Genomic DNA, 16,585 nt, shown 5'->3' on the forward strand with positions numbered 1-16,585 from the left:
CGGGATAGTCGAGCTGGTGGACGGTGGTCGCCGAGCCGTCGAGCGTCTGGTACATGCGCTCGGTCAGGTACGGCGCGATCGGCGCGAGCAGGCGGATCACCTCGTCGAGGACGGCCGCGAGCGTCGCGTAGGCGCCGCGCTTCGAGGCGGAGTCGGCCTCCTCCCACATCCGGTCGCGGACCGCCTTCACGTAGAACCGCGAGACGTCCTGCGTGACGAATCCGATCACGGCGTTGACGGCGTCGCTGACGCGGTAGTCGGCCCACGCCTCCGTCACCTCGGTCTCGACGGACTGGAGCCGGGAGAGCACCCACTCGTCGACGAGCTCCAGCTCGCCGTCCGAGAGGTCGGCCTCGGCGGGGTCGTAGCCGTCGAGCTCCATGTACTCCAGCGGGAACCGGAACACGTTCCAGAGGATGTTGAGCTTCCCCTGTAGCTCGCCGAGCCCGTCCCACTCGAACGCGAGGTCCACGCCCTGCTGGTCGTGGCTGAGCAGGTAGGTGCGCAGCGGGTCGCGCCCGGCGCGCTCGATCGCCTCTTCCGGGGTGACGATGTTGCCGACCGACTTCGACATCTTGCGACCGTCCTCGTCGTTGGCGAACCCGTGCATCAGCACCTCCTCGTAGGGGATCTCGCCGACCGCGGCGGTCCCCATCCCGAGCTGCGACCAGAACCAGCCGCGAGTCTGGTCGTGCGCCTCGACGATGAAGTCGGCGGGCCACAGCTCGTCGTGGGCCTCCGTCTCGGAGGGGTAGCCGAGCGTGCCCCAGCTGGCGACCGAGGAGTCGAGCCACACGTCGAAGACGTCCTCGACGCGGCGGTAGGTGGTCCCGTCCTCGACGATCGTCAGGTCGTCGACCGCGGGGCGGTGGAGGTCGATCGAGTCGGGGTCGACGTCCTCCTCGACGCGCTCGGCGAGCTCCTCGCGGGTGCCGATGACGATCATGTCCTCGTCGAGACTCCCGGAGTCGGCGTCCTCCGGCACCCAGATCGGGATCGGGATCCCCCAGTACCGCTGGCGGGAGACGTTCCAGTCGGGCGCGTCCTCGATGAAGTCGCGGAACCGGTTGTCCCGCGCCCACCCCGGGTGCCACTCGGAGTCCTCCATGTTCTCGAGCAGCTCGTCTTTGACGTCGGTGATCGAGATGAACCACTGGTCGGTGACCAGCTGGATGATCCCGGTGTCACAGCGCCAGCAGTGGCCGTAGCTGTGGTCGACCGTGCCGTGCGCGAGCATGTGTCCGTCGGCGACCAGGTCGTCGACGATGTCGTCGTTGGCGTCGCGCACGAACTGGCCGGCGTACTCGCCGGCCGCCTCGTCGAACTCGCCGTTCGGCCCGACCGGACAGAAGATCTCTAAGCCGAGCTCGGTGCCGCGCTGGAAGTCCTCCTCCCCGTGTCCCGGCGCGGAGTGGACGAGCCCGGTGCGGTCGGCCTCCACGTAGTCGGCGGCGTACACCCGCCCGGCGCCCTCGAAGTCGGGGTACTCCGCGACGCGATCGGCGAGCGGGTGGTCGTACTCCCAGCCGACGAGGTCGGCGCCCGTCAGCTCGGCCTCGACCTCGTACGCCTCGTAGCGGCCCTCCTGCAGCACGTCCTCGACGCACGCCTCGGCGACGTAGAGCACCTCCTCTTCGCCGTCCTTCTCGGCGCGGACCGCGTTGTAGGTGAGCTCCTCGTCGACCGCGACGAAGGTGTTCGCGGGGATTGTCCACGGCGTCGTCGTCCAGATGACGAGGCTCCCCTCCCGATCCGCGAGCGGGAACTTCACGTAGATCGAGGGGTCCTCGACGTCCTCGTACTCGACCTCGTTCTTGGCGAGCCCGGTCTCACAGCGCGGACACTGCGAGACGGAGCGTTTCCCCTGCTCGACGAGCCCGTTGTCGGCGACCTCGGAGAACGCCCACCAGGCGGCCTCCATGTACTCGGGGTCGATCGTCTCGTACGGGTCGTCCCAGTCCATCCACACGCCGATGGATTTGAAGTCCTCGTCCATCGCCGCGCGGTTCTCCAGGGCGAACTCCTTGCACTTCCGGATGAACGCCTCCATCCCGTACTCCTCGATGTCGCGTTTGTTCTCGAAACCGAGCTCCTCCTCGACTTTCACCTCGATCGGGAGCCCGTGCATGTCGTAGCCCGGGCGGTCGGTGACGCGGTGACCGGTCATCCGCTTGTGGCGGAGGATCGCGTCCTTCAGCGTCTTGTTCCACGCCGTCCCGAGGTGCATCTGCCCGGAGGTGTACGGCGGCCCGTCCACGAAGAAGAAGGGCGGGTCGTCGGCGTGCGCCTCCTTGGCCGACTCGTAGGCGTCGGCGTCGTCCCAGTACTCGTCGACCGCCGACTCGACGTCAGCGGGCGCGTACTGGTCGTCGATATCGTCCATATCCGTTGGTCTTCGCGCGCGTATTTGAATACGGCGGAGTCACGCACGCGTGTGAGACCGACTGACTCGGCGGGCGACCGCCGTCGCCCTCACCACGCCGCGCGCAACACGCCCTCGATCGCCTCCGGCGTCGCGTCGAGGCCGGCGGGCGCACGGTTCATACACCAGTCGTCGACGACGAACTCGGCGATCGCGGGCAGATCGTCCTCGTCGGCCTCTGGGATGTCGCGGAGCCGCGAGGGGACCGGCAGGGCGTCGCGCACCGCCGCGACGGCGGCGACGACGTCCTCGGCGACCGCGTCGTCGCCGCGACCCTCCGCCTCGATTCCGAGCCCGGCGGCGAGCGCACGGCGGCTCGCGTCGACCTCGTCGAAGAGGTACGCGAGGACGTGCGGGGCGACGACCGCGTGGACGTCGCCCTGCTGGACGTCGTACCGCCGGGCGAACCCGTGGCCGAACGCGTGGATCACCGAGATCCGTCGGTGCAACTGGACGAGCAGCGCGCCGACAACCGCGCGGTCGGTCGCCGCCTCGTCGCCCGGTCGATCGCCGGCGACACGCGGGAGCGCGTCGGCGAGGAGTCGCAGCCCGTGGACCGCGCTCGCGTCGCTCACGGGGGTGGCATCGCTCGCGTACGGCGTCTCGATTCCCTTATCGAAGCCGTTCATCGCCGACCCCGCGAGCGCCGACGCCGGGGTCGTCTCGAACAGCGCCGGGTCGGCGAGGTCGACGACCGGCATCGCGCCGTCGCCGCTGACCGTCAGCGGCTGGCCGGTCGGCGACTCGTCGGCCGACAGCACCTCCAGCGAGCCGCCCGTCGAGAGGTCCGCGCCCGCGAACGTCGTCGGAATCACGACGACGGGCAGCGAGGGAGCCGCCCCGGGCGCGAGCGAGCCGAGCCCCTCCGGGCCCTCGGTTGCGTCCGCGCGGAGGTCGCCGAGGTCCCGACCGTCCGCGTCGAGCATCGTCGCCTGCCGGGCGACGTCGAGGCTGCTTCCCCCGCCGACCGCCACGAGGACGTCCCCGCCCACCTCGGCCCGCCTGTCGAGGAGGTCGAACGCGGTCTCGACGCGCTTGTCCGGGGTCGTCCCGTCGAAGACCCCCGCGAGCCGGTCGCCGAGCCCCTCGCGGATCGGGTCCATCAGGTCGTCGTTGGCGCCGACGTTCGAGCCGCAGACGACGAGCGCGGCGTCGAGTCCCCGGTCGCCGAGGACCGCGCTCAGCTCGCTCGCGCGGCCCCGTCCGTACAGGATCTCACAGCCCCGGTACTCGTGCTCGAAAGCGTCCGCGATCGGTAGCATCGCGAGTCGGTACGGCCGGCGGTCGCTTGTAGCTGTGGGGGCGAGAGGCGCCTCAGCGTCGGCGCAGCCGATCGACAGCGCGGCCGATCGACGGCGGGTTCCCCGGGCTCCCAAAGAGCCAACCCGCTGCGGGACGCAGGTCCGGTCGCCCGACCGCCACGCCATGCGCAGGTTTCCGCCCCTTCCCCACATCGACGATTCGGACGCGCCCGACGACCTCCTGGAGGGCCACCTCTGGCTCCTCGAACTGATCGACGGAACGGGGCTTCGGTTTTCGATGGACGAGTCCGGACTCCTCCGGTTCGGCGGGCCGGAGACGACCGACGTCGACCTCGACGCCGTCCCGCTCGCGCTCCGGCCCGCGGTCCGTCACGTCCGCGGGCGGTTCGACCGGGAGGCGCTCCGGGGGGCGGTCGCTGCCCCCGCCGCCGTGACGTTCCTCGGCGTCGCGACCCACCACCGCGGGACCGACTACGACTGGGACAGGATCCCGCCGTTCCTCGGCACCGACGTCTGGGTGGGCGCGGACGGAGAGGAGACGGCGGGCGCGGACACGGGAGACGGGGCGTTCCGACCGCCCGACGCCGCCGCGGCGATCTTCGAGGGCGTCGGACTCGACCCGGTCAACGCGGTCGCGCGCGAGGTGAACGCCCGCGACTTCGACCCCGACGAGTACGCGGTCCCGACGTCGGCGTGGCGCGACGGCCCGGCCGCGGGCGTCGTCGTTCGGAACAAGCGCGGCGGACGCGGACGGATCGGGAGTCAGACGGACGACGGCGACGACGCCGTTCGCGCGGAGCACGGGTGCACCGGGGGCGGACGGGCCGGCGCTCCGGCCGACCCCGACGACCTCGCCGCGATCCACGCCGGACGAGAGGGGTTCGAGCGTGTCGTCGCGGCCCTCGAGCGACGCGGGGAACCGGCGACGGTCGAGCCCCTCCGAGTCGGGGACGGAGACGCCGCGGGAGTCGACGCCGTCGACCCGGCTCGGCTCCGTTCCGCCGTCGTCGAGCGGGCGCGCGCGTTCCTCGACGGACGAGCGGACGAGTAGCAGATCCGAGACGGGCAGTTAGCGACCTGCGAGTAGTTAGCGGTCTGGACGACCTGAGAGTAGTTAGCGATCTGAAGGTACACGCCCGCGCGCGTGCGTCGGGTTTATAACCCGGCACTGACTAAATCCGATACGTTCTATGTCAGAGCAGAGTGAATACGGAGCCGGCCAGATACAGGTCCTCGAGGGCCTTCAGGCCGTCCGTAAACGTCCGGCGATGTATATCGGATCCACGGACGGTCGGGGATTGCACCATCTCGTCTACGAGGTCGTCGACAACTCTATCGACGAGGCCCTCGCGGGTCATTGCGACGACATTTCAGTCACCATCCACGGAGACGGTTCCGTCAGCGTCAGCGACGACGGGCGCGGCATCCCGGTCGACACCCACGAGAAGTACGACCGACCGGCGCTGGAAGTGATCATGACGGTCCTCCACGCCGGCGGGAAGTTCGACTCCAAGTCCTACCAGGTCTCCGGCGGCCTCCACGGGGTCGGCGTCAGCGTCGTCAACGCCCTCTCCGAGCGGCTGGAGGTCGAGGTGAAACGCGACGGCGGCGTCTACCGCCACGAGTTCGCTCGCGGCGAGCCCGTCGAGGGCGGGTTCGAGCGCGTCCGAGACATGGACGCGGGCGAGGAGACCGGCACGTACATCCGCTTTTGGCCCGACGAGGAGATCTTCGAGACCACTGACTTCGAGTTCTCGACGCTCGCCAGCCGCCTGCGCGAGCTGGCGTTTCTCAACTCTGGCGTCGCGATCACGCTCGCCGACGAGCGCGACCCGGACGGCGACGCCGCCGACGCGGGCGACGAGCAGACGTTCCGCTACGAGGGGGGAATTCGCGAGTTCGTCGCGTACCTCAACGAGACGCGCACTCCCATTCACGAGGAGGTCATCTACTTCGCCGACGAGGACGAGGACATCCACGTCGAGGTCGCGATGCAGGCGACGGAGGAGCTGCAGGGCTCCGTCCACGCGTTCGCGAACAACATCAACACCCGCGAGGGCGGGACCCACCTCACCGGCTTCAAGACCGCGCTAACACGCACCGTCAACGACTACGCCAACGAGCACGGGCTCGTCGACGACCTCGACGCGAACCTCAAGGGCGAGGACGTCCGCGAGGGGCTCACGGCCGTCATCTCGGTGAAACACCCCGACCCGCAGTTCGAGGGGCAGACGAAGACGAAGCTCGGCAACAGCGAGGTCCGCGGCATCGTCGAGTCCGCGACCCACGAGAAGCTCGGCACCTTCTTCGAGGAGAACCCCGACACCGCCCGGAAGGTCGTCCACAAGGCCGCCGAGGCCGCGCGGGCGCGCAAGGCGGCGAAGAAGGCCGAGGAGCTCACGCGCCGGAAGTCCGCGCTGGAGTCGACGGCGCTGCCCGGCAAGCTCGCCGACTGCCAGACGCGCGACCCCGCCGAGGCGGAGCTGTTCGTCGTCGAGGGCGACTCCGCGGGCGGCTCGGCCAAACAGGGCCGCAACCGAGAGAACCAGGCGATCCTCCCCCTGAAGGGGAAGATCCTCAACGTCGAGAAACACCGCCTCGACCGGATCCTCGAGAACGACGAGATCCGCGCGCTGATCACTGCGATCGGCGCGGGGATCGGCGAGGAGTTCGATCTAGGAAATGTCAGATACAATAGAATAATTCTGATGACCGACGCCGACGTCGACGGGGCCCACATCCGGACGCTCCTGTTGACGCTTCTCTACCGCCACATGAAGCCCCTCCTGGAGGCCGGCTACGTGTACGCGGCCCAGCCCCCCCTCTACCGCGTCCGCTACCGCGGCGAGACGTACGACGCGATGACGGAGGCCGAGCGCGACCGAATCATCGAGGAGGAGTGCGACGGCAACCCCACGCAGGTCCAGCGGTTCAAGGGATTGGGCGAGATGAACCCCGACCAGCTGTGGGACACGACGATGGACCCGGAGAACCGCATCCTCAAGCAGATCACCATCGACGACGCGGCCGCGGCGGACCGGATGTTCAACGTGCTGATGGGCGACGCGGTCGAGCCGCGCAAGCAGTTCATCAAAGAGCACGCGACCGAAGCGGAGTGGGTGGACATATGAGCTCCGACGTCCCCGACGTCGACCCCGGCGACGTCCGCGCCGCGCAGGTGACGAACGCCCGCATCGAAGACGAGATGGAGCAGTCGTACATCGACTACGCGATGTCGGTCATCGCGGGCCGCGCGCTCCCCGACGTCCGCGACGGGCTCAAACCCGTCCACCGTCGCATCCTCTACGCGATGCACGAGGCGGGCGTCACGAGCAACTCCGCACACCGGAAGTCCTCCTCCATCGTCGGCGAGACGATGGGTGACTACCACCCGCACGGCGACAGCGCCATCTACGACACCCTGGCGCGGATGGCCCAGGACTTCTCGATGCGGTACCCGCTCGTCGACGGACAGGGGAACTTCGGCTCCGTCGACGGCGATCCGCCGGCCGCGATGCGGTACACGGAGGCCCGGATGGCGCCCATCGCCGAGGAGCTGCTGGCGGACATCGAGCGCGACACGGTCGATTTCACGTCCAACTACGACGACCGCCTGGAGGAGCCGGAGGTGTTGCCCTCGGCGGTGCCGAACCTCCTCGTCAACGGCTCCTCTGGGATCGCGGTGGGGATGTCGACGAACGTCCCGCCGCACAACCTCGGCGAGGTCGTCGACGCCACCGTCGAACTGATCGAGAACCCCGAGGCGACCGTCGAGGACCTGATGGAGCACGTCAAGGGGCCGGACTTCCCCACCGGCGCGAACATCGTCGGGCGGAACGCGGTCCACAAGGCGTACAAGACGGGCCGCGGTCGCGTCCGGGTCCGCGCCGAGTTCGAGGTCGACGAGGAGGAGGGTCGGATCGTCATCTCGGAGCTCCCCTTCCAGCAGAACAAGTCCCGGCTCGTCGAGCGGATCGCCGACGACGTCAACGAGGGCGCGATCGAGGGGATCCGCGACCTCCGGGACGAGTCCGACCGCGACGGGATCCGCGTCGTCGTCGAGCTGAAGCGCGACGCGATGGCGGAGGTCGTGAAAAACCAGCTGTTGGAGAGTCACCTCGAACGCACCTTCGGCGTCATCAACCTCGCGCTGGTCGACGGCGCGCCGCAGGTGCTCGACCTCAAGGAGACGCTCGAACACTACGTCGAGCACCGCCGGGAGGTGGTGCGTCGCCGCTCCGAACACGAACTCGCGGAGCGCGAGGACCGCGCGCACATCCTCGAAGGGCGCCTGAAGGCGCTCGAGCGGGTCGACGACGTGGTCGAGACGATCCAGGACTCCGAGGACCGCGACGCCGCGAAGGCGGCGCTGGAGGCCGACTACGAGTTCAGCGAGGCGCAGGCCGAACACATCGTCCGGATGCAGCTCGGCTCGCTCACCTCGATGGAGACCCAGGAGATCGAGTCGGAGTACGAGGACGTCCTCGCCCGGATCGAGCGGCTGGAGACGATCCTCGCCGACCCCGACGAGCTCGACGCCGTGATCGTCGACGAGCTGCGGGAGATGAAAGACGAGTACGGCGACGAGCGCCGGACGAGCTTCATCGAGGACGTCGGCGACGTCACCCACGAGGACCTCATCCCGGAGGAGGAGTGCGTCGTCGTAATGACCGAAGACGACTACATCAAGCGGATGTCGCTCGACGCGTTCCGGGCGCAGAACCGCGGCGGGAAGGGGATCATCGGCACCGGGTTGAAGGAGGGCGACCGCGTCTCCTCCGTGTTCACCGCCAACTCCCACGACTACCTGCTCGTGTTCACCAACCGCGGGCAGATATACGAGCTGAAGACGTACGAGATCCCGGAGATGTCCCGGACCGCCCGCGGGAAGTCCGCGGTGAACCTCCTCGATCTCGACGCCGGCGAGGAGATCGAGGCGGTGGTGAACACCGACGACCTCGACGACGACGAGTTCCTCACGATGGTCACCCGCGACGGGTACATCAAGCGGACCGCCGTCGACCAGTTCGGGAACATCATGTCGACCGGGATCCGCGCGATCCGACTGGAGGACGGCGACGAGCTCGTCGACGTCGAGGTGACCGACGGCGACACCGACATCGTCATCGGGAGCCGGAACGGGATGGCGATCCGCTTCGACGAGTCCGAGGCGCGCGCGATGGGCCGGACCGCCCGCGGCGTGATCGGGATCGACCTCCGCGAGGGCGACGCGGTCGCCGGCGTGGCGGCCATCGACGACGAGTACCACAACTGGGTGCTCACCGTCACGGAGAACGGCTACGGGAAGCGCTCCGACCTCGACGAGTACCGCCCGCAGTCCCGCAACGGGAAGGGGCTCGTCGACATCAAGACCGGCGACCGCAACGGCGAGGTCGTCGCCATCGAGGCGGTCACCCACGGCGACCACCTGCTCGCGATGAGCGCCGACGGGCAGATCATGCGGACCCGCGTCGAGGAGATCTCCACGGTGAGTCGCAACACGATGGGCGTCATCGTGATGAACCTCGGGCCGGACGACGAGGTCGCCTCCGTGGACATCGTCCCCGAGACGGCACACGCCGACGAAACGGACAGCGACGAGTAACCACGCCGCGGTCGCGGCGGTCGCGGTGGGCACGGGGTTCAAGTCCCGCGAGAAAGAGGCGTCTCCATGCACAGACGCGAACTGGTCGCCGCGACGACCGCGACCGTGACGACGGGGTCGGTCGCGGGGTGCCTGGGACTCGGAGAGCCTGACTCCGGCCGACTCGACCTGACGGTCCGGAACGACGGCGACGAGGCGATCGACGTGGACGTGGTCGTCGAGGGAGACGACGGAACGACGTACGCGGAGGAGTCCGACCGCGTCGACGCCGGCGTCGCCCGCGCGTTCGAGGTCGTCGGCGGCGAGACCGGCCGTCACGAGGTCACCGTGACGGGCGACGACTGGGAGGGGCGACTGGCGTGGGACGCCGGGATCTGCGCCACATACGACGGGACCGTCGCCGTCGACGCCGGAAACGTCGAGGTCGCCGGCGAGTGCGTCGACCGGCGGTAGCCCTCAGGAAAGTTACTTACAGTCACCGCGAAAACGGGAGGACGAGATGGACGAGTACGAGGGGATAGACGAGGTCGTACACGAGCCGAGCGCGGCGTTCGCCGAGTCGACGAACGTCGCCGCGTTCATGCGCGAGTACGAGATCGACGACTACGAGGAACTGATCGAACGCACCACCTCGGAGGTCGCAGGCGAGCCGGCCTCCGGCGTCGACTGGTTCTGGGACGAGATCGTCGACTACCTCGACCTCGAGTTTTACACCGACTACGACGCGGTCCGGAACAGCGCGGAGCAGAGCTCCGCGGGCAACCGGACACAGTCCGGTGACGACGGCGAGGGGCCGCAGTTCACCGACTGGTACCCCGGCGGTGAGATCAACGTCGCGCACAACGTCGTCGACAGACACGCCGCGGTCGACTCGCCGACCCGGAACCGTGTCGCGCTGATCTGGGAGGGCGAGCCCGGCGACGTCCGCGAGGTCACCTTCCACGAGCTGGCCCGGCAGACCAACCGCGTCGCCAACTACCTGGAGTCGGTCGGCGTCGAGACCGGCGACACCGTCGGGCTGTACATGCCGATGGTGCCCGAGGTCGTCTCGATCCTCTACGGCTGCCTGAAGGTCGGCGCGATCGCGGTGCCGATATTCTCCGGGTTCGGCACCGAGGCGACGGCGACCCGCATCGCCGACGCCGAGCCGTCGGTCCTGTTCACCGGAGACGGCTTCTACCGGCGCGGGAGCGAGGTCCGGCTGAAGGCGACCGCCGACGAGGCGATCGCCGAGGCCGGTCAGATCGAACACACCGTCGTGTACGACCGGCTCGGCGCGACACCCGGGGGAGACGCGGCGGAACCGGTCCCGTGGGACGCCGACCGCGACGTGACGTGGGACGAGGCGGTCGCGTCGCAGTCGCCGAGCTACGAGACGAAGCGGCTCCCCAGCGACCAGGAGTCCATGCTGCTGTACTCCTCGGGAACGACGGGGACGCCGAAGGGCATCGTCCACACCCACGCGGGCGTCCTCACGCAGTGCGCGAAGGAGATCCACTTCGGCTTCGACCAGAAGCCCGCGGACCGGTTCTTCTGGGTGTCAGACATCGGCTGGATGATGGGGCCGTGGACGCTGATCGGGAACCACGCGTTCGGCGGGACCGTCGTGATGTACGAGGGCGCGCCCGATCATCCGGAGCCCGACCGGTTCTGGGAGATGATCGACCGCCACGGGATCACCCAGTTCGGCATCTCGCCGACCGCGGTCCGCGCGCTCCGCAAGCACGGAGACGAGGTGGTCGAGGGCCACGACCTCTCCTCGCTGCGGATCCTCGGCTCGACGGGCGAGCCGTGGGACCCCGAGTCGTGGCGGTGGTTCTACGACGCGGTCGGCGGCGGCGAGTGCCCGATCATCAACATCTCCGGCGGCACCGAGATCTGCGGCTGCTTCCTGATGCCCATGCCGAACCAGCCGCTGAAGCCCTGCACGCTCGGCGGGCCGGGGCTCGGGATGGCGATCGACATCGTCGACGAGACGGGCGCGTCGGTCAGGGAGTCGGGCGAACGCGGCTACCTCGTCGCCCGCGACTCCTGCCCGTCGATGACGAAGTCGCTGTGGTCCGGCGACGAACGCTATCTGGAGGAGTACTGGTCGACGTGGCCGGACCTGTGGGACCACGGCGACTTCGCACAGAAGGACGCCGACGGCTTCTGGTTCCTCCACGGCCGCGCCGACGACGCCCTGAACGTCGCCGGCCGGAAGGTGGGCCCGGCCGAGATCGAGGGCGTGCTCATCGACCACGACGCCGTCAACCAGGCGGCCGCGGTCGGCGTCCCCGACGACACCACCGGCACCGCGGTGGTCGCGTACGTCGTCCTCGAACCGGGCGTCGAGCCGAGCGACGGCCTCCGCGAGGAGCTCCGCGAGCTGGTCGGTGAGGAGCACGGGAAGCCGTTCCGGCCGCGGGAGCTGCTGTTCGTCGACGCCTTCCCGAAGACGCAGTCCGGGAAGATCATCCGGCGCGCGATCGCGTCGGTCTATCGGGGCGAGGACCCCGGCGACCTCTCGTCGATGGAGAACCCCGAGGCGCTGGAGGGGCTGCGGGACCCGATCTGACGGTCGGGGACTGACGGCTCCCGGGTCCGATACTACTCGGCCGCCTCGGCGACCGCACCCGCCAGCGCGTCGTAGTCCGGCTCCTGGCCGGAGTTGTCCGCGAGCCACCGGTACGTCACGGTGCCGTCGCCGTCGATCACGAAGACGGCGCGCTGTGCGACCGTCTCGACCCCGTAGTGTTCGAAGTCCTCGATGACGTCGTACGATTCGATCGCGCGGTGGTCGGGGTCGCCCACGAGGGCGAACGGGAGGTCGTACTGCGTTCGGTAGGCCGCGAGCGCGTGCGGCAGGTCGGTGCTCACGCCGAACAGGGCGCAGTCGTCGCGGTCGAACTCGTCGCGGAGCGCCTCCATCTCGTCGGTGCAGGTGTTCGAGAAGGCGGCCGGGAAGAACGCGAGCACCACCGGGCCGTCGCCGAGGTGGTCGGCTAGCCGGAACGGCTCGATGTCGTCGTTCACGAGCGAGGCGGTGAAGTCTGGAGCGTCGTCGCCGACGGCAGTCATACCGATCGCTTACGGCCCGGGGGTATCACGGTTTCGACGCGGATCACCTGTCTCCGAGCCGCGCGCCTCGACCGGACGCGGCCCCACAGCGGGCCTCTGCGTCCGCTCTCCGAGGCAAAAAGACTATAGTCGCCAGCGGGCTAGTCCGGATTAGAGATGGCAAGTGCGATTCCACTGATTGGCGGCATTCCGGCGGGCCCGGAGCTCCTCATCATCCTGCTCGTGTTGGTTCTCCTGTTCGGGGCGAACAAGATCCCGAAGCTCGCGCGCTCGACCGGCCAGGCGATGGGCGAGTTCAAGAAGGGGCGCGAAGAGGTCGAGGACGAACTGAAACAGATGCAGGAGGGCGACGACGAACCGACGGCCGACGCCGACTCGACGGCCGACGGTAACTCGACGCTCGACGACGACGACGAGCTCGAGACCGAGAAAGAGACGAGCGCGTAGACCGGCTCCCTGACGCCGACGATCCCCGTTACGAGGTTTTCTCCACCCGTGTTGGGCGCGTGGCCTAGCGGACAGGGCGAGAGGTTCCTAACCTCTCGATCGCGGGTTCGAATCCCGTCGCGCCCGCTGTCTGCGAACGAAGTGAGCAGTAGCGGCGCATGGGTTCGAACCCTATCGGTCGCGCACAGCGAGCGAAGCGAGCGAGCACGTCCGATTTCGGTTCGAATCCCGCCGTGCCCGTGACTGAGCGAAGTGAAGGAACGGGCACGGCTGACCCTCGCCCGCTCCGTTCGCTCGCGAGGATCCCGTCGCGCCCGTCCGTTTCAGTCTCGTTCGCGCCCCGCCGTTTTCAGGTAGTCTCGCCCAGCCGCGGGAACGACCGCCACGCGAGCCACACGGAGAACAGGGCGACAGTGAGCGTCGCGCCCGCCAGAAGCGGCCCGGGCTCGTACAGGAGGGGCGGGTGGTAGCCCAGTCCGTAATCGAGGACGACGTTGCCGACGGCGAGCGCGAGCGCGAGTCTCAGCGCGCCGCGGGTCGTCCGCCCGAACGCCGGGAACAGCAGCGCGAGCCCGACGAACAGGAGGTGCGTGCCGAGCACGCCCCAGTAGTAGATCCACGCGTCGGGGGCCGCGACGTACTGCGAAACGGCGAGGTTCAACGACACGAGCGGCCAGAGCCCGAAGGTGACCAACCAAACGAACGCGAGCGTCTGGAGGTACGCCAGCGGCCGCGACGTCGGCGCGTCGTCGACAGCGCTCCCGCCGGCCCACACCGTCGGCAGGAGCGTCAGCAGTACGATCCCGCCGAGCGCGACCGCGACGGCCGAGTCCGCGTACAGCGGCCACAGCGGGACCGGCACCTCCCCGGCGGTCGGCGCGTAGTAGCCGACGCCGACGGCGAGCATGAACGCGACGAACGCGAGCACGACGCCGAGGCTCCATGGGGTGCCGAGCAGCTCCTCGGCGATCGCGGCGCGGATGCGGCGGCGGACCGCGGGCCGCCGAAGGCGACCGACCGCGCGGCGCATCGAGACGTCGTCTGAGCCTGTCACGCCGTCGCTTCGAGCCCGGGAACCTAAAAGTCAGTCGCCTCCATCTGTCGATTATCAGTTGCGGGGTTTAGCGAGACACCTTTTTCAACGGTCGAACCGTTGCCGGATCCATGACAGCCGAGGACGCCGAGCGCTCGCCGCCGTCACCCGACGACGGCGCCGGAGCGGCAGCGTCCGACACGCCCGCGGCGGTGGGACGGTACTCCTGGCGGACGTTCCTGACCGAGCGCGGCCACGACGACGCCGCCTCGGAGCTGTACGCGGACGTCGGCGACGAGCCGGCGGTCCCGGCGAGCGCGGTCGCCGCGCACGCCGAGGAGGGCGCCGACCGCGTGCTGCGCGCCGCCGACGTCGACGACCCGTTCGTGAGCGACGGCGACACGACGGTTCCGGGCCACGGGACGCCGGACGCGGGGACGCTGGTGGTGGGCGACGACCACGTCGTCCTCAGCGGCGCCGCCGTCGTCGCCGACGGCACGTCGAGAGCGGCGGCGGATCCCGGACCGGCGGAGCCGGACCCGCAGACCGAAGCGGACGACGAAGCGGTCGAGGCCGAGGCCGGGACGGTCGACGCCGAGGCGGCCGGCAACGAACCGGTGGCGGACGACCAGGACGAGCCGATTGAGGACGAGGCGGAAATGGGCGAGGAGGAGGAAACGGACGAGGAGTCCGAAGGGCCATCGATCGAGGTCGGACCCGGCGGCGCGTCCGGAACGGTCGCCGTCGCGGCCGCCGACGTCGAGGCGGTCCCGAGGCGCGCACCGACGCCCGAGGAGTGGGCGCGTATCGATTTCGACCCGAGCGAGTTCCTCGGCTTCGACCCCTCGGAGACGGGGTACAGGGTCGGGGCGGCCGCGGCCGTCGGCGACGTCCTCTGGGACCTGTGCTCTGCGCGGTACGACCTCTACGAGGTACCGGTGCTCAAGGGGTACTACACGTGGGACGACTACCGCGACGAGTACTTCCTCGACGAGGAGGGGAACCCCCCGACCGACGAGGCGGGCGAGCCGCTGGCGTTCACCCACGAGGACAAGACGGAGGCGCTCGGGTTCGATCCGGACCGGACCGAGGAACTGGTGGGCGCGGGCGGGACCGCCGCCGCCGAGCTCGCAGCGCTGGTCGACGAGCGCACGGTGGACGTGAACCCGGCGGTCGACGAGGACGCGTTCTTCTCGACGGACGACGGCCACACCACTCTCGCGAACCGGTACGACCTGGAGAAGGCGGTGCCGATGCCGAAGAAGGCCCACTTCCGCGAGATCGAGCGGTACTGGGTGAACAAGCCGTACGCGTTCGTGATCGTGTTCCGCTCCACGAAGGAGAACGAGGTGAAGTACTACGCGGTCCAGCCGCACCGCACCGAGATCGAGACCGACCTCGTCGAGTTCCTCACGGGAAAGCTCCGGACCTCGATCAAGTACGCCGACGAATCGATCGCGGGCGGCGACGAGACGTTCCGGAGGGAAGTGATCGTCGACGAGACGCTCACCCTCCTCGACCGATACGACCTCTACGAGCGCGAGGACGACGCCCGCGGGCTCGTCGACGACCTCGTCCACGACGTGGTCGACCGGTTCGGATTCGACGTCACAGAGGGGATCGCCGGGCGGATCGCGGATTCGCTCGGCTACGAGCCGTCGACCCAGTCGAGCGCGACCCCCGCGAAGATCCTCGCCCGTCCGGAGCCCGCGGTGCTGGCGGAGGACTCGGAGACGCTGTCGGACCACCAGGTTGAGAAGCTACTGTACTACCTCCAGCGGGACTTCATCGGCTACGAGCGGATCGACCCGATCAAGTACGACATCAACGTGGAGGACATCTCCTGTGACGGATACAACTCCCCGGTGTTCGTCTATCACTCCGACTACGAGCAGATCATTACCAACGTCTTCCACGAGACCGACGAGCTCGACGACTTCGTCGTGAAGCTCGCGCAGCGCTCCGGGAAGGGGATCTCCAAGCGCCGACCGCAGGTGGACGCCACCCTCCCGGACGGCTCCCGCGCCCAGCTCACGCTCGGCCGCGAGGTGTCCGACCACGGGACCAACTACACGATCCGGCAGTTCAACGAGATCCCCTTCACGCCGATCGACCTGATCAACTGGAAGACGTTCTCGCTCGACGAGATGGCGTTCCTCTGGCTCGCCATCGAGAACCACAAGAGCCTGATCTTCGCGGGCGGCACCGCCTCCGGGAAGACGACGAGCCTGAACGCGGTCTCGCTTTTCATCCCCTCGAACGCGAAGATCGTCTCCATCGAGGACACCCGCGAGGTCGAGCTCCCCCAGCGCAACTGGATCGCCTCGGTCACCCGCCCCTCCTTCTCCGACGACGACAAGGGCGACATCGACGAGTTCGACCTGCTGGAGGCCGCGCTCCGCCAGCGCCCCGACTACATCGTGATGGGCGAGATCCGCGGCGAGGAGGGGCGGACCGCCTTCCAGGTGATGTCGACCGGTCACACCACGTACACGACGTTCCACGCCGACACGGTCGGCGAGGTGCTCAAGCGGTTCACGACGGAGCCGATCAACGTCTCGAAGACAATGTTCACCGCCCTCGATCTGGTCTCCGTCCAGACGTCGACCCGGGTGCAGGGCAAGAAGGTTCGCCGGAACAAGTCGCTGACCGAGATCAACCACTACGACGCCGAGAACGACGAGATCAACGTTCAGGACGTGTTTCAGTGGCAGGCGGAGACGGACGAGTTCCTCCAGATGGGCGACTCGAACACC

At 68.9% G+C, this 16,585-nt stretch carries 11 protein-coding genes and 1 tRNA gene; 8 read left to right on the forward strand and 4 right to left on the reverse strand.

Features of this window, described 5'->3' with window-relative positions:
* The coding region (gene ileS / locus U4E84_RS13925; RefSeq protein WP_322532715.1) for an isoleucine--tRNA ligase at window positions 1–2,383 on the reverse strand (2,383 nt) is incomplete at its 3' end.
* Window positions 2,384–2,472: 89 nt separating this feature from the next.
* Window positions 2,473–3,684, reverse strand: coding sequence for an iron-containing alcohol dehydrogenase family protein (locus U4E84_RS13930; protein ID WP_322532716.1), 1,212 nt, complete (start codon window positions 3,682–3,684; stop codon window positions 2,473–2,475).
* Window positions 3,685–3,847: 163 nt separating this feature from the next.
* Here U4E84_RS13930 and U4E84_RS13935 point away from each other — a divergent pair, with 163 nt between their 5' ends.
* The 5 genes from U4E84_RS13935 (at window position 3,848) to U4E84_RS13955 (ending at window position 11,846) form a co-directional block, all read left to right on the forward strand.
* Window positions 3,848–4,735 carry a hypothetical protein gene (locus tag U4E84_RS13935; RefSeq protein WP_322532717.1) on the forward strand — a complete coding sequence of 296 codons (888 nt, stop codon included), beginning with the start codon at window positions 3,848–3,850 and terminating at the stop codon, window positions 4,733–4,735.
* A gap of 139 nt (window positions 4,736–4,874) precedes the next feature.
* Window positions 4,875–6,815, forward strand: coding sequence for a DNA topoisomerase (ATP-hydrolyzing) subunit B (gyrB, locus tag U4E84_RS13940; protein ID WP_322532718.1), 1,941 nt, complete (start codon window positions 4,875–4,877; stop codon window positions 6,813–6,815).
* The gene (gene gyrA, locus U4E84_RS13945) at window positions 6,812–9,289 is read left to right on the forward strand and encodes a DNA gyrase subunit A (protein ID WP_322532719.1); all 2,478 of its coding nucleotides are present in this window, start codon (window positions 6,812–6,814) and stop codon (window positions 9,287–9,289) included. Before gyrB ends, gyrA begins: the two co-directional genes overlap by 4 nt.
* A 66-nt stretch (window positions 9,290–9,355) precedes the next feature.
* Window positions 9,356–9,742 carry a hypothetical protein gene (locus U4E84_RS13950; RefSeq protein ID WP_322532720.1) on the forward strand — a complete coding sequence of 129 codons (387 nt, stop codon included), beginning with the start codon at window positions 9,356–9,358 and terminating at the stop codon, window positions 9,740–9,742.
* Between the two features lie 46 nt (window positions 9,743–9,788).
* A complete protein-coding gene (locus U4E84_RS13955) occupies window positions 9,789–11,846 on the forward strand; it encodes an AMP-binding protein (RefSeq protein WP_322532721.1) in 2,058 nt (685 codons plus the stop codon).
* A gap of 32 nt (window positions 11,847–11,878) precedes the next feature.
* Here the strand turns inward: U4E84_RS13955 and U4E84_RS13960 are convergent, their stop codons facing one another.
* The gene (locus U4E84_RS13960; RefSeq protein WP_322532722.1) at window positions 11,879–12,349 is read right to left on the reverse strand and encodes a redoxin domain-containing protein; all 471 of its coding nucleotides are present in this window, start codon (window positions 12,347–12,349) and stop codon (window positions 11,879–11,881) included.
* A gap of 156 nt (window positions 12,350–12,505) precedes the next feature.
* On the opposite strand from U4E84_RS13960, the gene U4E84_RS13965 reads away from it, so the two are divergent.
* A complete protein-coding gene (locus tag U4E84_RS13965; protein WP_322532723.1) occupies window positions 12,506–12,796 on the forward strand; it encodes a twin-arginine translocase TatA/TatE family subunit in 291 nt (96 codons plus the stop codon).
* A 53-nt stretch (window positions 12,797–12,849) separates the two neighbouring features.
* A tRNA-Arg gene (locus U4E84_RS13970) sits at window positions 12,850–12,922 on the forward strand.
* A 223-nt stretch (window positions 12,923–13,145) separates the two neighbouring features.
* Here U4E84_RS13970 and U4E84_RS13975 read toward each other — a convergent pair.
* Window positions 13,146–13,826, reverse strand: a complete 681-nt coding sequence (locus tag U4E84_RS13975; RefSeq protein WP_322532725.1) for a DUF1405 domain-containing protein — start codon at window positions 13,824–13,826, stop codon at window positions 13,146–13,148.
* Window positions 13,827–13,960: 134 nt separating this feature from the next.
* Here U4E84_RS13975 and U4E84_RS13980 point away from each other — a divergent pair.
* The coding region (locus U4E84_RS13980) for a type II/IV secretion system ATPase subunit (protein WP_322532724.1) at window positions 13,961–16,585 on the forward strand (2,625 nt) is incomplete at its 3' end.

It is taken from the genome of Halorubrum sp. AD140, assembly GCF_034497445.1.
Classification (GTDB): Archaea; Halobacteriota; Halobacteria; order Halobacteriales; family Haloferacaceae; genus Halorubrum.